The organism is Micromonospora sp. NPDC005173 (assembly GCF_040608515.1).
GTDB lineage: Bacteria > Actinomycetota > Actinomycetes > Mycobacteriales > Micromonosporaceae > Micromonospora.
Window position 1 is genome coordinate 27568 of sequence record NZ_JBEXIK010000052.1, and the last position, 18295, is coordinate 45862.

Annotated in this window: 16 protein-coding genes and 1 riboswitch; of the genes, 12 read left to right on the plus strand and 4 right to left on the minus strand. The window is 73.7% G+C overall.

The genetic code is table 11. The features are described 5' to 3' along the window. The first annotated feature begins 20 nt into the window (after nucleotides 1-20). The 6 genes from ABZV00_RS32650 to ABZV00_RS32675 all read left to right on the plus strand — a co-directional run bounded on the left by ABZV00_RS32650 (nucleotide 21) and on the right by ABZV00_RS32675 (nucleotide 6481). Complete coding sequence (locus ABZV00_RS32650) at nucleotides 21-1289, plus strand: helix-turn-helix domain-containing protein (RefSeq protein ID WP_355613375.1); 1269 nt, start codon at nucleotides 21-23, stop codon at nucleotides 1287-1289. Nucleotides 1290-1367: 78 nt separating this feature from the next. Further along, a complete protein-coding gene (locus ABZV00_RS32655) occupies nucleotides 1368-2537 on the plus strand; it encodes an acyltransferase domain-containing protein (RefSeq protein WP_355613377.1) in 1170 nt (389 codons plus the stop codon). Next, nucleotides 2534-3478 carry a beta-ketoacyl-ACP synthase III gene (locus tag ABZV00_RS32660; protein ID WP_355613379.1) on the plus strand — a complete coding sequence of 315 codons (945 nt, stop codon included), beginning with the start codon at nucleotides 2534-2536 and terminating at the stop codon, nucleotides 3476-3478. Before ABZV00_RS32655 ends, ABZV00_RS32660 begins: the two co-directional genes overlap by 4 nt. Before the next feature lie 86 nt (nucleotides 3479-3564). Further along, nucleotides 3565-3804 (plus strand): acyl carrier protein, encoded by a 240-nt coding sequence (locus ABZV00_RS32665; RefSeq protein WP_053653162.1) that lies wholly within the window; start codon nucleotides 3565-3567, stop codon nucleotides 3802-3804. A 2-nt stretch (nucleotides 3805-3806) separates the two neighbouring features. Next, nucleotides 3807-5033 carry a beta-ketoacyl-ACP synthase II gene (fabF, locus tag ABZV00_RS32670; protein ID WP_355613380.1) on the plus strand — a complete coding sequence of 409 codons (1227 nt, stop codon included), beginning with the start codon at nucleotides 3807-3809 and terminating at the stop codon, nucleotides 5031-5033. A 23-nt stretch (nucleotides 5034-5056) separates the two neighbouring features. Then, nucleotides 5057-6481, plus strand: a complete 1425-nt coding sequence (locus ABZV00_RS32675) for a carboxyl transferase domain-containing protein (protein WP_355613382.1) — start codon at nucleotides 5057-5059, stop codon at nucleotides 6479-6481. A 46-nt stretch (nucleotides 6482-6527) separates the two neighbouring features. Here ABZV00_RS32675 and ABZV00_RS32680 read toward each other — a convergent pair whose 3' ends face one another. Then, nucleotides 6528-6746: a hypothetical protein gene (locus tag ABZV00_RS32680; RefSeq protein WP_355613384.1), complete on the minus strand. Its 219-nt coding sequence runs from the start codon at nucleotides 6744-6746 to the stop codon at nucleotides 6528-6530. 103 nt (nucleotides 6747-6849) lie between these two features. On the opposite strand from ABZV00_RS32680, the gene ABZV00_RS32685 reads away from it, so the two are divergent. Further along, nucleotides 6850-8718 (plus strand): NAD-binding protein, encoded by a 1869-nt coding sequence (locus tag ABZV00_RS32685; RefSeq protein WP_355613386.1) that lies wholly within the window; start codon nucleotides 6850-6852, stop codon nucleotides 8716-8718. Nucleotides 8719-8776: 58 nt separating this feature from the next. Here the strand turns inward: ABZV00_RS32685 and ABZV00_RS32690 are convergent, their stop codons facing one another. Beyond that, nucleotides 8777-10519, minus strand: coding sequence for a glycoside hydrolase family 3 N-terminal domain-containing protein (locus tag ABZV00_RS32690; protein ID WP_355613388.1), 1743 nt, complete (start codon nucleotides 10517-10519; stop codon nucleotides 8777-8779). 105 nt (nucleotides 10520-10624) lie between these two features. Next, a complete protein-coding gene (locus ABZV00_RS32695) occupies nucleotides 10625-11116 on the minus strand; it encodes a DUF3145 domain-containing protein (protein ID WP_328419084.1) in 492 nt (163 codons plus the stop codon). A gap of 308 nt (nucleotides 11117-11424) precedes the next feature. Between ABZV00_RS32695 and ABZV00_RS32700 the strand changes: the two genes are divergently transcribed. After that, the gene (locus tag ABZV00_RS32700) at nucleotides 11425-11754 is read left to right on the plus strand and encodes a hypothetical protein (RefSeq protein ID WP_328419085.1); all 330 of its coding nucleotides are present in this window, start codon (nucleotides 11425-11427) and stop codon (nucleotides 11752-11754) included. 87 nt (nucleotides 11755-11841) lie between these two features. Here the strand turns inward: ABZV00_RS32700 and ABZV00_RS32705 are convergent, their stop codons facing one another. After that, a complete protein-coding gene (locus ABZV00_RS32705; protein WP_355613391.1) occupies nucleotides 11842-12555 on the minus strand; it encodes a carbonic anhydrase in 714 nt (237 codons plus the stop codon). Between the two features lie 94 nt (nucleotides 12556-12649). Here ABZV00_RS32705 and ABZV00_RS32710 point away from each other — a divergent pair, with 94 nt between their 5' ends. From ABZV00_RS32710 to ABZV00_RS32725, 4 genes are all read left to right on the plus strand, one after another. Then, on the plus strand, nucleotides 12650-13594 hold the full coding sequence (locus tag ABZV00_RS32710) for an alpha/beta hydrolase (RefSeq protein ID WP_355613393.1): 945 nt from the start codon (nucleotides 12650-12652) through the stop codon (nucleotides 13592-13594). 107 nt (nucleotides 13595-13701) lie between these two features. Then, a complete protein-coding gene (locus tag ABZV00_RS32715) occupies nucleotides 13702-15816 on the plus strand; it encodes an AAA family ATPase (RefSeq protein WP_355613395.1) in 2115 nt (704 codons plus the stop codon). A gap of 106 nt (nucleotides 15817-15922) precedes the next feature. Next, nucleotides 15923-16840 carry a cation diffusion facilitator family transporter gene (locus ABZV00_RS32720; protein ID WP_355613397.1) on the plus strand — a complete coding sequence of 306 codons (918 nt, stop codon included), beginning with the start codon at nucleotides 15923-15925 and terminating at the stop codon, nucleotides 16838-16840. A gap of 143 nt (nucleotides 16841-16983) precedes the next feature. Then, a riboswitch (cyclic di-AMP (ydaO/yuaA leader) is annotated at nucleotides 16984-17115 on the plus strand. Nucleotides 17116-17171: 56 nt separating this feature from the next. After that, complete coding sequence (locus tag ABZV00_RS32725) at nucleotides 17172-18185, plus strand: hypothetical protein (RefSeq protein ID WP_355613401.1); 1014 nt, start codon at nucleotides 17172-17174, stop codon at nucleotides 18183-18185. Nucleotides 18186-18295: the final 110 nt, after the last annotated feature.

Sequence of the window (18295 nt, forward strand, 5' to 3'; positions counted from 1 at the left end):
GGACGTGCCAGGCTGGTGGTGTGGGGAGTACGCCGGGGGGTGGGGAGCTGACGGCCACGCTGCGCCGGATCGAGCGGGCAGCGGGGTCGCTGGCCACTGCCAGCGTCGCCCGCATGGACGAGACGCTGCCCTGGTTCCGCGCCCTGCCGGCCGACCAGCGCTCCTGGGTGATGCTGGTGGCCCAGGCCGGCGCTCAGTCGCTGGTGCAGTGGCTGCGCGAGGGCGGCGGCACGGCGGACAGCACCCAGGAGGTCTCCGACGAGGTCTTCGCCGCCGCCCCGCAGGCGCTGGCCCGGTCGATCACCCTTCAGCAGACCGTGGCGCTGATCAAGGTGACCATCGACGTGGTCGAGGAGCAGGTGTCACACCTGGCCGCCGAGGGCGAGGAGCACCAACTGCGCGAGGCGGTGCTGCGCTTCTCCCGGGAGATCGCGTTCGCCGCGGCCCGGGTGTACGCGCGGGCGGCCGAGTCACGCGGCGCGTGGGACGCCCGGTTGCAGGCGCTGCTGGTCGACGCGCTGCTGCGCGGTGACTCGCCCGACGTGCTGGCCAGCCGGGCCGCCGCACTGGGTTGGGCGGACGCGCCGCCGGTCGCGGTGGCGGTGGGCCGCTCCCCCGGTGGCGATGTCTCCGCCGTGCTGCACGTGGTCTACCGGCTGGCCCGCCGGATCGGCGTGGAGGTGATCGGCGGGGTGCACGGCGACCGGCTGGTGATCGTGCTGGGCGGCGCGGCGGACCCGCTGGCCGCCACCGGCAAGCTGCTGAGCGCGTTCGGCGACGGCCCCGTGGTGGTCGGTCCGGCCGTACCCAGTTTGGACGAGGCCACGGAATCGGCGCGGGCCGCGCTGTCCGGCTTCCGGGCGGCGCCGGCGTGGCCGACCGCTCCCCGGCCCGTGCTGGCCGCGGAGCTGTTGCCGGAGCGGGCGCTCGCCGGCGACGCTGAGGCCCGCCGCCGGTTGCGGCACGACGTGTACGCGACGCTGGTGCGCGCCGGCGGCGAGCTGCTGGAGACCCTGGACGCGTTCCTGGCTGCCGGTGGCACGTTGGAGAGCGCCGCCCGTGCGCTGTTCGTGCACCCGAACACGGTGCGGTACCGGCTGCGCCGGATCGCCGACGTGACCAGCTTCTCGCCGCTGACTCCCCGGGACGCGTTCACCCTCCAGGTGGCGCTGACCGTCGGCCGGCTGGATCCGGTGGTCTCGGTAACCTCGCCCGTCCCGACCCAGACATTGACCCCGGCCGTCCGGAAATCCGCCCAAACCGGCGACGACCACCGCCGATCTTTGTAGGAACCCTCCAAAGGTCCTAGTGCGGTTTGGTCGGGGCCGGCACAGCGTTACCCACGCGTATCCGGGAGAGTCATAGGCGTGCTCGCCGTACTTAGTCCCGGCCAGGGTTCTCAGAAACCCGGCTTCCTGACCCCCTGGCTCGACCTGACCGGCACCGAGGCGCGCCTGCGCTGGTGGTCAGCGTTGGCCGGGGTCGACCTGCTGCACCTCGGCACCGCCGCCGACGCCGACGAGATCAAGGACACCGCCCGCACCCAGCCACTGCTGGTCGCCGCGGCCCTCCTCGCCGCCGAGCACCTCCCGCTGTACGACGTGACGCTCACCGCCGGGCACAGCGTCGGCGAGCTGGGCGCCGCCGCGCTGGCCGGAGTGCTGCCGGCCGAGGCCGCGATCACCCTCGCCGGCGTGCGCGGCCGAGAGATGGCTGCCGCGTGCGCGCTCGAACCGACCGGGATGGCGGCCGTCCTCGGCGGCGACCCGGACGAGGTGCTCGCCGCGATCGCCGCACACGGGCTGCACCCGGCCAACCGCAACGGCGCCGGGCAGATCGTCGCCGCCGGTGCGCTGGACGGGCTGGACAAGCTCGCCGCCGATCCGCCAGCGAAGACCCGGATCATCCGGCTTCAGGTGGCCGGCGCGTTCCACACCCCGTACATGGCCCCGGCCGAGACCGCGCTGGCCGCCGTCGCCGCCGGGATCACCCCGGCCGACCCGGCCCGGATCCTGCTGTCGAACCTTGACGGCGCTGCCGTCAACCACGGCCGGGACATGGTGCAGCGCCTGGTCCGCCAGGTCACCGCCCCGGTGCGCTGGGATCTGTGCATGCGCACGCTGGCCGACCTCGGGGTGACCGGCGTGATCGAGCTGCCCCCGGCCGGCACGCTCGCCGGGCTGGTCAAGCGAGAGCTGAAGGGCGACGGCGCCCCGGAGATCGTCACCCTGAACACCCCGGACGACCTGCCGGCCGCGCGCGACCTGATCGCCCGGCACGGCATGGCGCCCAGCCACGAGCCCACCATGCAGTTCCGCGTGGTGGTGGCACCGTCCGCCGGCACCTTCGCCCCGGCCGATGACCTGACCGAGGGCGAGACGATCCGCGTCGGCCAGGTCATCGGGCACGTCGGCACCCGCCAAGGGCCGGTCGAGGTGGCCGCGCACCAGGGCGGCATCCTCACCGAATGGCTCGCCCACCACGACGACCCGGTCGCGCCGGGCCAACCGCTCGCCCGCATCGGAGGACACTCATGACTGGCAGTCGCATCGTCTCGATGGGGCACTACCAGCCCTCCCGGGTGGTGACCAACGACGAGATCGCCCAACTCGTGGACACCAACGACGAGTGGATCCGGGACCGGGTCGGCATCGTCACCCGGCGGATCGCCGACAGTGAGACGGTGGCCGACATGGCCACCGCCGCCGCCGGCAAGGCGCTGGCCAACTCCGGCCTGACCGCCGCCGACATCGACCTCGTCGTGGTCGCCACCTGCTCCTCGGTCGACCGCAGCCCCAACGTGGCCTGCCGGGTCGCCGCCAAGCTGGGCATCACCGCGCCGGGCGCGTACGACGTCAACACCGCCTGCTCGGGCTTCGGCTACGCGCTGGGCACCGTCGACCACGCCATCCGGGCCGGGGCATCGCGCAACGCGATCGTCATCGGCGCCGAGAAGCTCTCCGACTTCACCGACTGGACCGACCGCTCCACCTGCATCATCTTCGCTGACGGCGCCGGCGCGGCGGTGGTCACCGCGACCGCCGACGACGAGCCGGCCGGGATCGGTCCGGTGATCTGGGGTTCGGTGCCGGAGAAGAGCGACGCGGTCCGCATCGAGGGCTGGCGGCCGTACATCCAGCAGGAGGGGCAGGCCGTGTTCCGCTGGGCCACCACCGCGCTGGCGCCGCTGGCCCTGCAGGCGTGCGAGCGGGCCGGGGTCGACCCGTCGGAGCTGGCCGCGTTCGTGCCGCACCAGGCCAACGGCCGGATCATCGACGGCATCGCCAAGCGGCTCAACATTCCCAACGCGATCATCGCGAAGGACATCGTCGAGTCCGGCAACACCTCGGCGGCGAGCGTGCCGCTGGCCCTGTCCAAGCTGGTCGAGCGGCGGGAGGTGCCCTCGGGCGCACCGGTGCTGCTGTTCGGCTTCGGCGGTGGCCTGACCTACGCCGGTCAGGTCATCCGCTGCCCCTGAAGACCCCCTCCGGCGCGTACGCGCCGAGGAGTGGCGGCTGGCGACGCCAGCCGCCGGAGAACCCCCGATGAAAGGAACCAACCGCAATGACCCGTGACGAGATCACCACCGGCCTCGCCGAGATCCTCGAAGAGGTTGCCGGGGTGAACCCGGACGACGTGGCCGAGGGGAAGTCCTTCACCGACGACCTCGATGTCGACTCGCTCTCCATGGTGGAGGTCGTGGTGGCGGCCGAGGAGAAGTTCGGCGTCAAGATCCCGGACAACGAGGTGCAGAACCTCAAGACCGTCGGAGACGCCGTCAGCTACATCGAGGCGCAGTCCTGATCATGAGTCGTCCTGACGTCGTCGTCACCGGGCTCGGCGCGACGACCCCGCTCGGCGGGGACGTCGCGTCGACCTGGGACGCAATGCTCGCCGGCCGCTCCGGGGTGAGTGCCCTCACCCAGGAGTGGGCCGCGCAACTGCCGGTCCGGATCGCCGCCCAGCTGGCCGTGGATCCGTCCGAGGTGCTGGACCGGGTCCGGCTGCGCCGGCTGGACCGCTCGGAGGCGATCGCCATCATCGCCGCGCAGCAGGCCTGGGCGGACGCCGGCCTGGCCGACTCCGGCCTCGACGGGGAGCGGCTGGCCGTCAGCGTCGGTTCCGGCATCGGCGGCGCCACCACCCTGCTCGCCCAGGACGACATCCTGGAGGCATCCGGGCCGCGGCGGGTCTCCCCGCACACCATCCCGATGCTGATGCCGAACGGTCCGGCCGCCTGGGTCGGGCTGGAACTGGGCGCCAAGGCCGGCGTGCACTCGGTGGCCAGCGCCTGCGCCACCGGCGCCGAGGCCATCGCGCTCGGCCTGGACATCATCCGCGCCGGCCGGGCCGACGTGGTGGTGGCCGGCGGCACCGAGGCGGTCATCCACCCGCTGCCGATCGCCGGGTTCAGCTCGATGCGGGCCATGTCGACCCGCAACGACGACCCGGAGCGGGCCTCCCGCCCTTGGGACAAGGGCCGCGATGGCTTCGTCCTCGGCGAGGGCGCCGGCATCGTGGTGCTGGAGCGGGCCGAGCACGCCGCCGCCCGGGGCGCCCGGGTGTACGCGCGCCTCGCCGGCGCGGGGATCACCTCCGACGCGTACGACATCGTGCAGCCGCACGCCGAGGGCGAGGGCGCCGTCCGGGCCATCGCGAAGGCGATCGCGGACGCGGACGTGGCCAAGCGGGACATCGTGCACGTCAACGCGCACGCCACCTCGACCCCGGTCGGCGACATGCTGGAGATCGGCGCGCTGCACAAGGCGCTCGGCGATCACCCGGTGCTTGCCGCGACCAAGTCGATGACCGGTCACCTGCTCGGTGCGGCCGGCGCGCTGGAGTCGATAGCCACGATCCTCGCCATCCGCGACGGTGTCGTTCCTCCGACGATCAACCTCGACGACCCGGAGGACGGCCTCACCCTGGAGGTGGCCGCCCAGAAGGCGCGCCACATGGAGATCCCCGCCGCGTTGAACAACGCGTTCGGCTTCGGCGGCCACAACGTGGCTCTCGTCTTCACGCGGGCCTGAAACCCACAGCCTTGGAGGCTGACGTGACCACCACCGCCGTCGGTGCGGACACATCCACCGTGGACTACCGGGATCCCGAGGTCCGGCTCCGGGCCCTGTTCGACGCCGGCTCGCTGCGCCTGCTGGCACCCCGGGACAGTTCCGGGGTGCTCTGGGCGCGCGGCGAGATCGAGGGCACGCCGGCCATCGCGTACGCCACCGACGCCACCCGGATGGGCGGCGCGATGGGCACCGACGGGTGCCGGCACGTCGTCGACGCGATCGACACCGCCGTCCGGGAGCGGGTGCCGGTGCTGGGCCTCTGGCACTCCGGTGGTGCGCGGCTGGCCGAGGGCGTGGTCGCGCTCGACGCGGTGGGGCAGGTCTTCGCGGCAATGGTCCGCGCGTCGGGCCGGGTGCCGCAGATCTCCGTGGTGCTCGGGCCGGCGGCGGGTGGTGCGGCGTACGGGCCGGCGCTGACCGACATCGTGGTGATGAGCGGCGCCGGGCGGATCTTCGTGACCGGGCCCGAGGTGGTCCGTAGCGTCACCGGCGAGCAGGTCGACATGGAGCGCCTGGGTGGCCCCGAGCCGCACGGCCGGCGCTCCGGGGTGGTGCACGTGACCTGCGCCGACGACGAGGCGGCGATGACCGAGTCGCGCAAGCTCGCCGCGCTGCTCGGCCACCAGGGCCGGCTCTCCCCCGACGACGTGCCGGCCACCGACGCCGACGGGCACGACCTGGCGGCCAAGATGCCGGCCGAGACCAACCGGGCGTACGACGTCAAGCCGGTGGTCAAGGCGCTGCTCGACGCCCCGGGTGTGGAGTTGCACGCCAAGTGGGCGCCGAACGTGGTGACGACGCTGGGCCGTTTCGGCGGCCGGACGGTCGGCGTGATCGCCAACAACCCGCTGCGTTTGGGTGGTTGCCTGGACGCGTCCAGCGCGGAGAAGGCGGCCCGGTTCGTGCGGATGTGCGATTCGCTGGGCGTGCCGCTGATCGTGCTGGTCGACGTGCCCGGCTACCTTCCCGGCCTCGGCCAGGAGTGGGACGGCGTGGTGCGGCGCGGTGCGAAGTTGCTGCACGCGTTCGCCGAGGCGGTGGTGCCGCGGGTGACCCTGGTGACCCGCAAGGCGTACGGCGGCGCGTACATCGCGATGAACTCCCGCTCGCTGGGTGCCACCGCGGTCTTCGCCTGGCCGAACGCGGAGGTCGCGGTGATGGGTGCCAGCGCGGCGGTCAACATCCTGTACCGCAAGAAGCTGGCGGCCGCTCAGGCGGAGGAGCGGGAGACGCTGCGCGCGCAGCTGATCGAGGAGCAGACCCGCACGGCGGGCGGGGTCAACCGGGCGCTGGAGATCGGCGTGGTGGACGACGTGATCAAGCCGGCGGAGACCCGCCGGCGGATCGCCGAGGCGCTGGCCGCCGCTCCGGCCGCCCGCGGTGCGCACGGCAACATCCCGCTGTAGCGGTGTGCGAAAGGGCCCCTTCTTGTGAAGGGGCCCTTTCTGACGTTCAGGCCCGGTTGCGGGGGTGCTGTTTGGCGGTGCGCTCGTTGCCCCGGCGGTAGTTGCCGGTCCAGCGGGCCATCACCAGCTGCGGGTCGTCGTCCACCTCGGCGAGGAACTCCGCCGCCCGGCCGCCGCGCAGCGTGGTGGCCACCCGCCCGTGGTGCGTGATCACCACCGTGCCGTCGGCCCGTTCCACCCATTCGAAGTCCTGCGCCTGACTCATGGCCGCGACCGTGCCAGACCCGGGTGGTCGGCGCGACCGGTTTCCCGACTCCCGCCCACCGCAGGGACCCGGCGGACTGGTTGCCGACGGCTACCATGCGGGCGTGCCCGACGAGAGCGCGGACGGCGTCGATCTGGATTCCGGTCGGCGGTTCGTGGTCTGCGGGGACAACGCACTGGCCCGCCGGCTGGTCAACGAACTGGTCGACCGGTACGGCGTGGCGGTGACCGTGGTGTTGCCGTCGCTGACCGACAACCACGCCCCGGACATCGCCGAGTTCGCCGCCGAGGCCGCCGCGGACCTACGCCCCGAGGTGGTGGTGGCCCGCCGGCTGACCAGCGAGGTGCTGCAGCGGGTGGGCGTGTGCGGGGCCGCCGCGGTCGCGCTGGTGAGCGCGGACGACGTGGCCAACGTGGATGCCGCGCTGATCGTCCGGGAGTTCGATCCGGATGTGCGGATCGTCGTGCGGCTGTTCAACCCGGTGCTCGGCGAGGGCGTGGCGACCATGCTCGGTGACTGCGCGGTGCTGTCCGGGTCGGAGATCGCCGCTCCGGCGTTCGTGGCCGCGACGCTCGGCGATGACACGCCGACCTACCTGCGGTTGCCCGACGACGAGCTGCTGCGAACAGCCAGCCGCGCCGCGCTCGACCCTGCCACGGCGGACGTGGTCTGCGCGCTGGCCGACACCAGCGGCCCCGAGCCGGTCACCCTCCCCGCCGACGAGGAAGCAGCCGACCTGGTGCTGGTGCGGGCGTACGGCCGCCGGCGGTCGGCGCCGGCCCCACCGCGCCGCCGGCTGCTGCGGACCGCCCGGTTGGTGCTCGGCCGGCGCCTGCGCCTGGCGCTGGGCGCGACAGCCGCGGTGCTCGCCGTTGGCAGCGTGCTGCTCGGGCAGGCCCGGGACCTGGACCCGGTGCAGGCCGGCTACCTGACGCTGCTGACCGCCCTGGGCAGCGCGGACGCGGACCCGGCCGGATCACCGGTGGAGAAGATCACCGCCCTGCTGCTGGTGGTCACCGGCGTGGCGCTGGTCCCCACGGTGACCGCGCTGGTGGTCGATTCGGTGGTGCGGGCCCGGCTGGCGGTTGCGGCCGGTCGGCTCACCGACCCGCTCGACGACCACGTGATCGTGGTCGGGCTGGGCAACGTCGGCACCCGGGTGGTGCAGGAGTTGCACTCGTTCGGCCTGACCGTGGTGGCGGTGGACCGGGCGACGACGGCCCGCGGCGTGGCGGTGGCCCGGGAGCTGGGAATTCCGGTCCTGATCGGCGACGCGTCCAGCCCGGAGACGTTGCGGGCGGCGTCCGTGTCGACCTGCCGGGCGCTGGTGGTGCTCTGCGCCGACGATGTGACCAACCTGGAGACCGCGCTCCTCGGGCGCTCGCTGCACCGCGCGGCGGCGGGCGAGACGGCGGCTCCACTGCGGGTGGTGCTGCGGCTGTTCGACGAGGGGTTCGCGCAGCGGGTGCAGCGCGCCTTCGGGATCAACCACTCACGGAGTGTCTCCTACCTGGCCGCACCAGCGTTCGCGGCGGCCATGATGGGCCGTGAGGTGATCGACACGATCTCGGTGGGGCGGCGCGTCCTGCTGGTCGCCGAACTGCCGGTCGGGGCCGGCTCGGATGTGGAGGGCACGTTCTGCCCGCAGATCAGCCGTCCGCGCGAGGCCCGGGTGATCGCCATGCGAACTGGCCGGGTGGGGCAGACCATCTGGACCCTGCCGCAGCGGCGGCCACTGGTGCGCACCGACCGGCTGCTGGTCGTTGCCACCCGGGCCGGGTTGGCGGCGCTGCTGGCACGGACGGTGCCGAGCGACGATCCGCCGCCGATGTCGCCGGGCACGGTCGGTGGGACGCCGTTGCGGTTGCTCACCCCACCGGCGCCACGCCGGACGGGCACGGACACCGCGCCGCCACGCCCGCCCACCGGTGACGCCGCCATCGACCGGCCGGTGGCCGGGGACGGCCGTTGACCCGGACGGGCGGTGCCGCCCAGGTGCTGCCGGCGGCCGGCGCAACCGGCGCGATCGGTCAGGCCGCGCAGGTGGTGGCGGGCAGCCCGGGTACGGCCACCGGGGACCGGCCGCCGGGGCGGGCCTTGCCGGCCAGCACGGCGGCCAGCGCTGTCATCGACGCCCGGCTGGAGGAGTACGTGGCCAGCAGCGTCGGCGACGCCGCCGTGGCCAGGACGTACGGGGTGTCCATGGCCACGGTGACCGCGGCGTCGGCGCGCAGGTCGCCGGTGCCGTCGCCGTAGCCGACCAGGTGCACCACCGTGCCGCCGCTGGGCTTGACCGGCACCCCGGCGGCGGTCAGCGCGGCGGTGAGCGCGGCCCGGGTGCCGTCCCGGCCGCCGGACGAGGTGACGGTGACCGGTCCGCGCACCGCGCCACCGCAGGCGCCCTTCAGCACGGTGACGGCGCCAGCGGCCAGCGCGTCCGCCGCCGCGCGGTGCGCCGGGGCGTTGAGCGTGGACATCTGCGCGGGCGGGAGCGCCGCCAGCCGGAACTTCATGGTCAGCACCCGGGTGACCGCCTCGACCAGCCGGGGGCGGGCCAGCGACCCGCCGCGCAGCGCGGCGAGCAGCCCGTCGTACGCCTGACCGACGTTCGGGGTCATCAGGATCAGGTCGTTGCCGGCGTTCAGCGCCCGGACGGCGGCCTCGCCGGGTGCCCAGCGCTTCGCCGGCGGCATGTTCATGCCGTCGGTGATCACCACACCCTTGAAACCGAGCTGACCACGCAGCACGTCGGTGAGCAGCTTGTGCGAGAAGGTCGCCGGGGTGCCCGGGTCGATGGCCCGCGCGTCCAGGTGGCCGGACATCACCGCCATCGCCCCGGCGTCGATCCCGGCGGTGAACGGCGGCCACGCGCCGCTCTGCAGCGCCGCTGCGGACTGGCTGAGCACCGGCAGGTCCTGGTGCGAGTCGTCGGCGCTGTGGCCGTGTCCCGGGAAGTGCTTCAAGGTGGCCGCGACCCCGGCCGCCTGCAGGCCACGGACCGCGCCCCCGACCTGTGCGGCGGCCTGCTTCGGGTCCGCGCCGTACGACCGGGAGCCGATCACCGCGCTGCGGGTGGCCAGCACGTCGGCCACCGGAGCGAAGTCGACGTTGATCCCCATGGCGGCCAGCTCGGTGCCGGCGGCCCGCCAGGCGGCCTCGGTGAGCGCCGGGTTGCCGGCCGCCCCGGCCGCGAGGGCGCTGGGCAGCACGGTGACCCCGTCGGTGACCCGGGTGACAACGCCGTACTCCTGGTCGGTGCCGATCAGGAAGGGCGCCGGGCCGGCGGCGAGCCGGCCGGCGGCGGCGCGCAGCCCGCCGGTCAGCTCGTGCACCTGCTTCGGGTTGTCGACGTTGCTGGTCTCCTGGTTGCCCTTGGTCGGGTCGTCGGCGCTGAACCCGACCAGGATCAGCCCGCCCAGCCGGTACTTGGCGATCATCTCGGCTGGGGTGTCGACCCCGGCCAGCGCCCGGTTGCCGGCCGCCGAGCCGGGTGAGACCTTCGTCGCCGAGTCGCCGTAGGCGTACGGCATCAGCACCTGGCCGACCAGATCCTCGTCGGGAAGCGTGGCGACCAGCGCGGCGGCCCGCACGGCCGGGTCGGCCGGGTCACCGGCCGGTGTCGCGCCGGGAGCGCTCGGGCCGGCGGACGTACCGCCCGAGCCGGGCGTCGGGGCGGGGCGGTCCGGCGAACCCGAGCAGCCGGAGACGAGAAGGGCGGTCAGGGCGGCGACGGCGACGCTTGCGCGGCGCGGGCGAATCGACACGTCGCCCATCCCACCAGTTCACCCTTATCGGGGCAACTTGACCTTACTGGCCAGCCGCCCCGCGTCACCGCCCCGACGACGTGCGGGCAGGTGGCCGGGTCGGTGGCTGCCGGGTCAGCCGACCCGGGTGAGCAAGGTCACCGGGGCGCCGTCGCCGGCGTACCGGTAGGGCTCCAGGTCAGCGTCCCACGCGGTGCCGAGCGCCTTGTCGAGGGCGTGCGCCAGCGCCTCCGGGGCGCGGGCGCCGGTCATCAGTGCCCGTAGCCGGTCCTCGCCGAGCTGGATGTCGCCGGCCGCACCGACGGTGGCCCGGAACAGGCCGCGTGCCGGCACGTACATGAAGCGCTCGCCGTCGGCGCCGGGACTCGGTTCCTCGGTCACCTCGAAACGGATCATGGGCCACTGCCGAAGGGCAGCAGCCAGCTCGGCGCCCGTCCCCGGACGACCGGTCCACCCGCATTCGGCCCGGCGTACGCCGGGGTCGACGGGCTGAGCCGTCCACTGCAGGTTGACCGGCGCGGCTAGGACGCGCGCGATCGCCCACTCGACGTGCGAGCACACGGCGAGCGGGGTCGAGTGGACGTATACGACGCCACGCGTTGGCACGGTGACCTCCCGGAGAGCGAGGTGCGTCTTCCCCTACGACCTCGTCCACCCAGGTGGTTGCTGCAACACATGATGACTCGTGTGACGGATGTTGCGCCAGGGAATCGGAAAAATCGCCGGTCGGAATAGCCGGACGGGTGGTCTCCGTTACCCCTCAGGACACCGCGACGACCAGCATGATGTCGTGGTCATGTACAGTTCCATCGGCGGCTTCTGCCGCGTTTCACCTTCGCGGGCCGACCCAGTGTCGCCCCGCACACAGCCCCCGGACGTCCAGTCCTCCCGTACGTCTTGCAAGGAGTACCTCCGTGGCGAGCAACACCTCTAAGACCGCGCGCGCGTCCGTCCGGGCCGGCCAGGCTGGCCAGGGTGGCGCCCTCAGCGTGCTGGGCGAGTTCAAGTACCTCATCCCGCTCAACGGCGGCAAGCACGCCTACGTGCGGAACCTGACCAACGGCAAGACCGCGCACCTGCGCACCGACTCCGACGCTTTCGTCGAGGAGATCCGTGTGCTGGCCGCCGCCGGCCACGCCGCCAAGATCCGGGCGGAGATCAACAACCTGGCCGAGACCCACCCGGGTGACGGCTGGGAGGCGACCGAGAAGCGCCTGGTCGCGGCCGGCGTCTTCGAGGGCTGAGCCCTCCCCCACCGCATCATCGGAAACCGCCCGCCGGGAGTTCCCGGCGGGCGGTTTCGCGTCCGGCCCCGCCGGAGTGACCGGGGTTCAGGCCGGGTCCAGCAGGGCGACCTCACCGGTGGCCAGGTCGTAGAGCCCGCCGACCACGGCGACCTGGCCGGCGGCGACCGGCCCCACCAGCAGGTCGTCGGCGCGCAGGGTCCGCACCGTGCGCCGGACGTGCCGGCGGATCGCCAGCGGATGCACCGCCGGATCGTTCAGCCCCGCCTCGGTCACCGCCGGGGCGATCTCGTCCACCAGGTGCGCGAGTGAGCCACCGGGACGCACCCCGCTGCGCAGCGCGTCCACCGCGGCCTCCACCGCGCCGCACCGTTCGTGGCCGAGCACCATCACCAGCGGTACGCCGAGCTGGCCGACCACGTACTCGATCGAGCCGCACACCGCGCGGTCGAGCACGTGCCCGCCGGTGCGGATCACGCAGATCGCACCGAAGGTCTGGTCGAAGATCGCCTCCAGTGGCACCCGCGAGTCGATGCAGCCGAGCACCACGGCGTACGGCTGCTGGTCGCCGGATGCGGCAGCCGCGGCGGCTGTCACGTCGTGACCGTGCACCGGCTGGCCGCTGACGAACCGCCGATTACCGGCGAGCAGCTCGGCCAGCGCGGCGCGGGGCGTACCACCGGCCTGTCGCCCCTGTGCGGAAGGTCCGCCCAGCGGCGGGCCGGGCGTTGCCCCCGACGACCCCATGCCGTCCAGCTTGGCCCGAGCCGGGCGGCCACGGGCGCGGTCGGGAATGTTCACACGGACGCGATTGACGTGGTGCGATGGCGGGTAGCCGGTGTTACCGCCGGGTATCCCGGTGCTCGTGGTACCGGACGGCCCTGGGGAGGTGGCGATGCCGGAGCGGTTCGAGGTCGGTCTGCCTGATGAGGTGCGGCTCCACGTCGAGGCGACGGGGCCGGCGGATGCCCAGGTCACCGCCATTCTGCTGCACGGTTGGACACTGGACGGGCGCAGCTGGCACCGGCAGGTCGACGCGCTCACCGAGCCGGCCGGCGGCGCGGTGCGGGTGATCACCTATGACGCGCGGGGGCACGGCCGGTCCAGCTGCATGGCGCTGCCCACGGCCACCCTGGCCCAGCTCGGCGACGACCTGGCCGCGGTGATCGACGCGGTGGCGCCGGTCGGGCGGGTCGTCCTGGTCGGGCATTCGATGGGCGGCATGACGATCATGGAGTACGCGCACCGCCACCCCGCACACTTCGCGGCCCGCACCGCCGGCCTGGTCTTCGTCTCGACCACCGCCGAGGGGCACACGCACACCGTCTACGGGCTCTCGCCGCGGATCGCCCGGCTGATCCGGCTGGCCGAGACGACCGGCGCCGGAGTGCTGGCCCGGTGCGGCTCGTGGCGACCGCCCCGGGCGCTGCTGCGCGCTCTGCAACCGAGCATCCGGTGGATGCTCTTCGGCGACCGCTGCGAGCCGGCCGACATCCGGTTGGTGACCTCGGCGGTGGCCCGCGCCTCGCTGCGCTCGATCGGCGGGTTCCGCGCCTCGATCGGCACCCAGCACCGGCTGGACACCCTCGCCGCGCTCGCCCACCTGCCGGCGGCCGCCCTGGTCGGCGACCGGGACCGGCTGACCCCACCGCCGTGCGCCGAGTCGATCGCCGAGGTCCTGCCGGCCACCGATTTGACCGTCTGCCCGGGTGCCGGGCACATGCTGATGATGGAACGTCCGGACGAGGTGAACGCCGCGCTGACCGGCGTCCTGCGCCAGGTGCTCGCCGAGCCGTCGCCACCCGCGAGTGGCGCGAGCGTCATCGGGGCGGGTGCCTGACCACGTTCCCGCACCTCGGGCGCGGCGGGCCTGGCCCGGGGCCGTACCCTTCTGCGGTTGGCCCGCGCGGTTCGCGCCGCTTGCCGGCGACATCGAAGGAGCGTGCGTTGACCGACCAGACCACCCTGGAGCAGGAGATCGCCGTCGAGCAACGGCACCTCGACCGGGTGTACGCCCGACTGGCCGAGTTACGGCGATCGGCGGTCCGCGCCGAGCGGGACGGCTACCGGATGGCCCGGGTGGGCACGTTCGGCGCGCTGGTCGAGCGCGACGCGATGGTCTTCCACGCCGCGCAACGGCGGCACACCCTGGACGCCGAACACGAGGGGCTGGTCTTCGGCCGGCTGGACCTGCGGGACCGACAGGTGCTGCACGTCGGGCGGCTCGGCATCCGCGACGAGGACGCCACCACACTGGTCGTCGACTGGCGGGCGCCGGCCGCCGCCGCCTTCTACCAGGCCACCCCGGCCCAGCCGCAGGGCGTGGTGCGCCGCCGCACGATCCAGTCCCGCAACGAGCGGGTCACCCGGATCGAGGACGACCTGCTGGACCCGACCGCCGCCCCGGAGGGGATGACGGTGGTGGGCGACGGCGCGCTGCTGGCCACCCTGTCCCGGGCCACCGGCCGGGGCATGCGCGACATCGTGGCGACCATCCAGCAGGAGCAGGACGAGGCGATCCGGTCGCCCGGTTCCGGGGTGACGATCGTCGCCGGCGGCCCGGGCACCGGCAAGACGGCGGTGGCCCTGCACCGGGCCGCGTACCTGCTCTACTCCGACCGCAGCCGGTACGCCGGCGGCGGCATCCTGGTGGTCGGCCCGTCCTCGGTCTTCGTCGAGTACATCGCCTCGGTGCTGCCCTCGCTCGGTGAGGACACCGCGACCCTGCACTCGCTGGGCACCCTCTTCCCGGGGATGACCGCCACCCGCACCGACCCGCCCGAGGTGGCCTCGGTGAAGGGCTCGTTGCGGATGCGCCGGGTGCTGGAGCGGGCGGTCCGGGACGCGGTGCCGGGTGGTCCGGGCGAGCTGCGGCTGCTCTACCGGGGCGGACTGCTGCGGCTGGACCGGGCCGAGCTGGACGGGATCCGGGACCGCGTGCTGCACCGGGGCGCCCGGCGCAACGAGGTACGCCGGGCCGGTTTCGACGGGGTCTTCGCCGCGCTCTGGGCGCAGGCCCGGCGGATGAACCTCCGGCTGCCGGAGCAGCCGGCGTTCGAGGCGGAGATCGCCGAGCGGCCGGAGTTCCGGGAGTTCCTCAAGGCGTGGTGGCCGCGGCTGCACCCCCGGCACGTACTCGGCTGGCTGGCCCGGCCGGACCGGCTGCACCGGTACGCCGGCGGGATCCTCTCCACGGCGGAGATCCGGCTGCTCAGCGCCGCGTACCAGAGCCTGGACGACGCCGGGCTGACCATCGCCGACGTGGCGCTGCTGGACGAGTTGGACGCGTTGCTCGGCAAGCCGGCGCAGCCGGCCCGGGCGCGGCGCGACCCGTTCCAGCTCGCTGGCGGGGTTCGCGAGCTGAGCACCTTCGCCGACCGGCAGCGGGCCGCCCGGGCGTCGGCCCGGGAGCGTCCGGCGGACTATCGGGAGTACGCGCACGTGGTGGTGGACGAGGCACAGGATGTCTCGCCGATGCAGTGGCGCATGATCGGCCGGCGCGGCCGGTTGGCCTCCTGGACCGTGGTGGGCGATCCGGCGCAGACCGCGTGGACCGGCGACCCGGAGGAGCTCGACCGGGCCCGGGACCACGCGTTGGGCCGGCGCAAGCGGCACGATTTCACGCTGACCACCAACTACCGCAACTCGTCGGAGATCTTCGCGGTGGCGGCGGCGGAGATCCGCCGGCTCTACCCCGACCTGCTGCTGCCGACAGCCGTCCGCTCCACCGGGGTCGATCCGGTCGAGCTGGTGGTGCCCCCCACCGCGCTGGAGACCGCGATCGTGGAGGCGGCCACCGGCCTGCTGGCCGAGGTCGAGGGCACGGTCGGGGTGATCACGCCGGTCCCCCGCCGCGACGAGGTCGCCGGTTGGCTCGGCGCGCTCGGCGCGCCGCGGCTGCAGGTGGTGACCAGCCTGGAGGCCAAGGGCATGGAGTACGACGGGGTGGTGCTGGTCGCCCCGAGTGAGATCCGGGCGGATCCGGGCGCTGGTGTGCGCACCCTCTACGTCGCGCTCTCCCGGGCCACTCAGCGGCTCACCACCATCGACCCGATCGGCTGACCTGCGGCGGTAGCCCTCACCGGGCGGCCGCCGGCCTTACACTTGCATACATAGCGATGTGCGCATACATTTGACCAAATCCAGACCGACGGCGGAGGGTGGTTTCGTGGGCGCAGGTCATGACCACCACCATGCGTCGGTCGCCAACGCCGCGCACCAGCACCGGGGCCGACTCTGGACGGCGTTCGGGCTGCTCGCCGCCCTGATGGTGGTCGAAGCGGTGGCCGCCTTCCACACCGGCTCACTGGCCCTGCTCTCCGACGCCGGGCACATGTTCACCGACGTGCTCGGCATCGGGATGGCGCTCGCCGCGATCACCGCCACCCAGCGGACCACGGGCGACCCGCAGCGCACCTTCGGGCTCTACCGGCTCGAGGTGCTCGCCGCACTGGCCAACGCCGTCCTGCTCTCCGGCGTGGCGGTCTACGTGGTGATCGAGGCGATCGGCCGGTTCGGCGACCCGCACGAGGTGCTGGCCGGCCCGATGCTCGCGGTGGCCACGCTCGGCCTGCTCGCCAACCTGGCCGCCTTCGCCCTGCTCCGCTCAGGTGCCCGGGAGAGCATCAACCTCCAGGGCGCCTACCTGGAGGTGCTCGGCGACCTGCTCGGCTCGCTCGGCGTGATCGGCGCGGCGCTGCTCATCCAGGTCACGGACTGGTGGTGGGCCGACCCGCTCGTCGCGGTCGCCATCGGCGTGTTCATCCTGCCGCGCACCTGGCGGCTGGGGCGGGCCGCGGTCCGCATCCTGGTGCAGGCCGCCCCGGAACACCTCCAGGTGACCGCCGTACACGACCGGCTGGCCGCGGTGCCCGGCGTGGTCGAGGTGCACGACCTGCACGTCTGGACGCTCACCTCGGGCATGGAGGTGGCCTCCGCACACCTGACGATGGCGCCCGACGCGGAGGTCGGCGCGGTGCTCACCGCGGCGCGTACCGCCCTGCACGAAGACTTCCGGATCGAGCACGCGACGTTGCAGATCGAGCCCGGCGCCGCCCCCGGGGCCTGCGGTTCGACCCGGTGGTAACGCCTTTTTCTGGAGCTTTCCTCAACTTCGCCCGAATTTGCCGTGACGACGCACGCACCGTCCGTCACATCGGCTGCATCAGTCCCACCGGCCCCGGTAGGCTCGGTCCCGGCCTCCACCCGGCGGCGCCCTAACGGCGCCGGTGGCGGCCGCCGCCTAATCGCCCGAGCGGGCGAACCGGGGAACCATGTTCCTGGGGTGCATCCGCGTCAGCGGTAGGGATCTTCCGTCCCGAACCCGTCAGCTAACCCGGTCGGCGGCTGACGGAAGGACATGCGTAGTGGCACCAGCACGACCGCCCGCCGCCCGACTGGCGGCCCTGATCGTCGCGATGCTCGCCCTCGGCGTCGCACTCCCGGCCGGCGCCGCCTCGGCCGCTCCCCAGACCGCCCTGCGGGCCGCCGCGGCACCCGACGGCGACGAGGAGGGTGGCACCCCGGCGCTGCGGGCCCAACTGGAGGCGGCCAGCAAGGGCTACCTGGACGCGAAGCGCGCCCTGGACACCTCCGTCCAGCGGCAGCAGCAGCTCACCACCCAACTGAAGACCACCGAGACCGAGCTGACCGAACGCAGCGGCAAGGTCGGCGAGATCGCCGGGATGGCCTACCGCACCGGCCGGCTCGGCACGATGTCGGCGTTGCTCAACAGCAACACCCCGGAGGGCTTCATGGACCGGGCCGCCGCGCTGGACGCGGTCGCCGCCAACGAGGACCGGGTGCTGCGCGAACTGCTCGCCACCAAGGACGAGGCCAACCGCACCCGGGTGGCCCTGGACGGCGAGATCCGCGAACAGCGCAAGCAGGTCACCGTGATGGCCAAGCGCAAGGACCAGGCCGAACGGGCCCTGAAAGTGGCCACCACCAAGCCCCAGACCACGGCCGACAGCGGCTCCAACCGGGGCACCTCCGCCGCCAACGCCCAGGCCGCGCCGCGCAACTCCGACGGCTCCTGGCCGTCCGAGTCGTGCAGCGTCAACGACCCCACCCCGGCCACCGGCTGCATCACCCCGCGCACCCTGCACGCGCTCAACCAGGCCAAGGCCGCCGGCTTCACCCGGTACGTGTCCTGCCACCGTTCCGGCGGCTCCGGTGAACACCCGAAGGGCCGGGCCTGCGACTTCGCCGCGCAGACGAACGGCTTCGGCGGGGACGCCACCGGCGGCGACAAGACGTACGGCAACAACCTGGCCGCGTACTTCATCCGCAACGCCGACCGGCTCGCCGTGCTGTACGTGATCTGGTACCGGCAGATCTGGCTGCCCAGCAGCGGGTGGAAGTCGTACAGCGGGGCGGGTGGCGACCCGTCCAGCGACCACACCAACCACGTACACCTGTCGGTGTACTGACCCGACCCGGCCGGGGGCCCCCCCCCCCGGGGTGGGGGGGGGGACAACCGGCGCGGGGGGGGGGGGGCGCGGCCGCGCGGGCCGCGCGCGACGGGGAGTTGGAGCGTGCC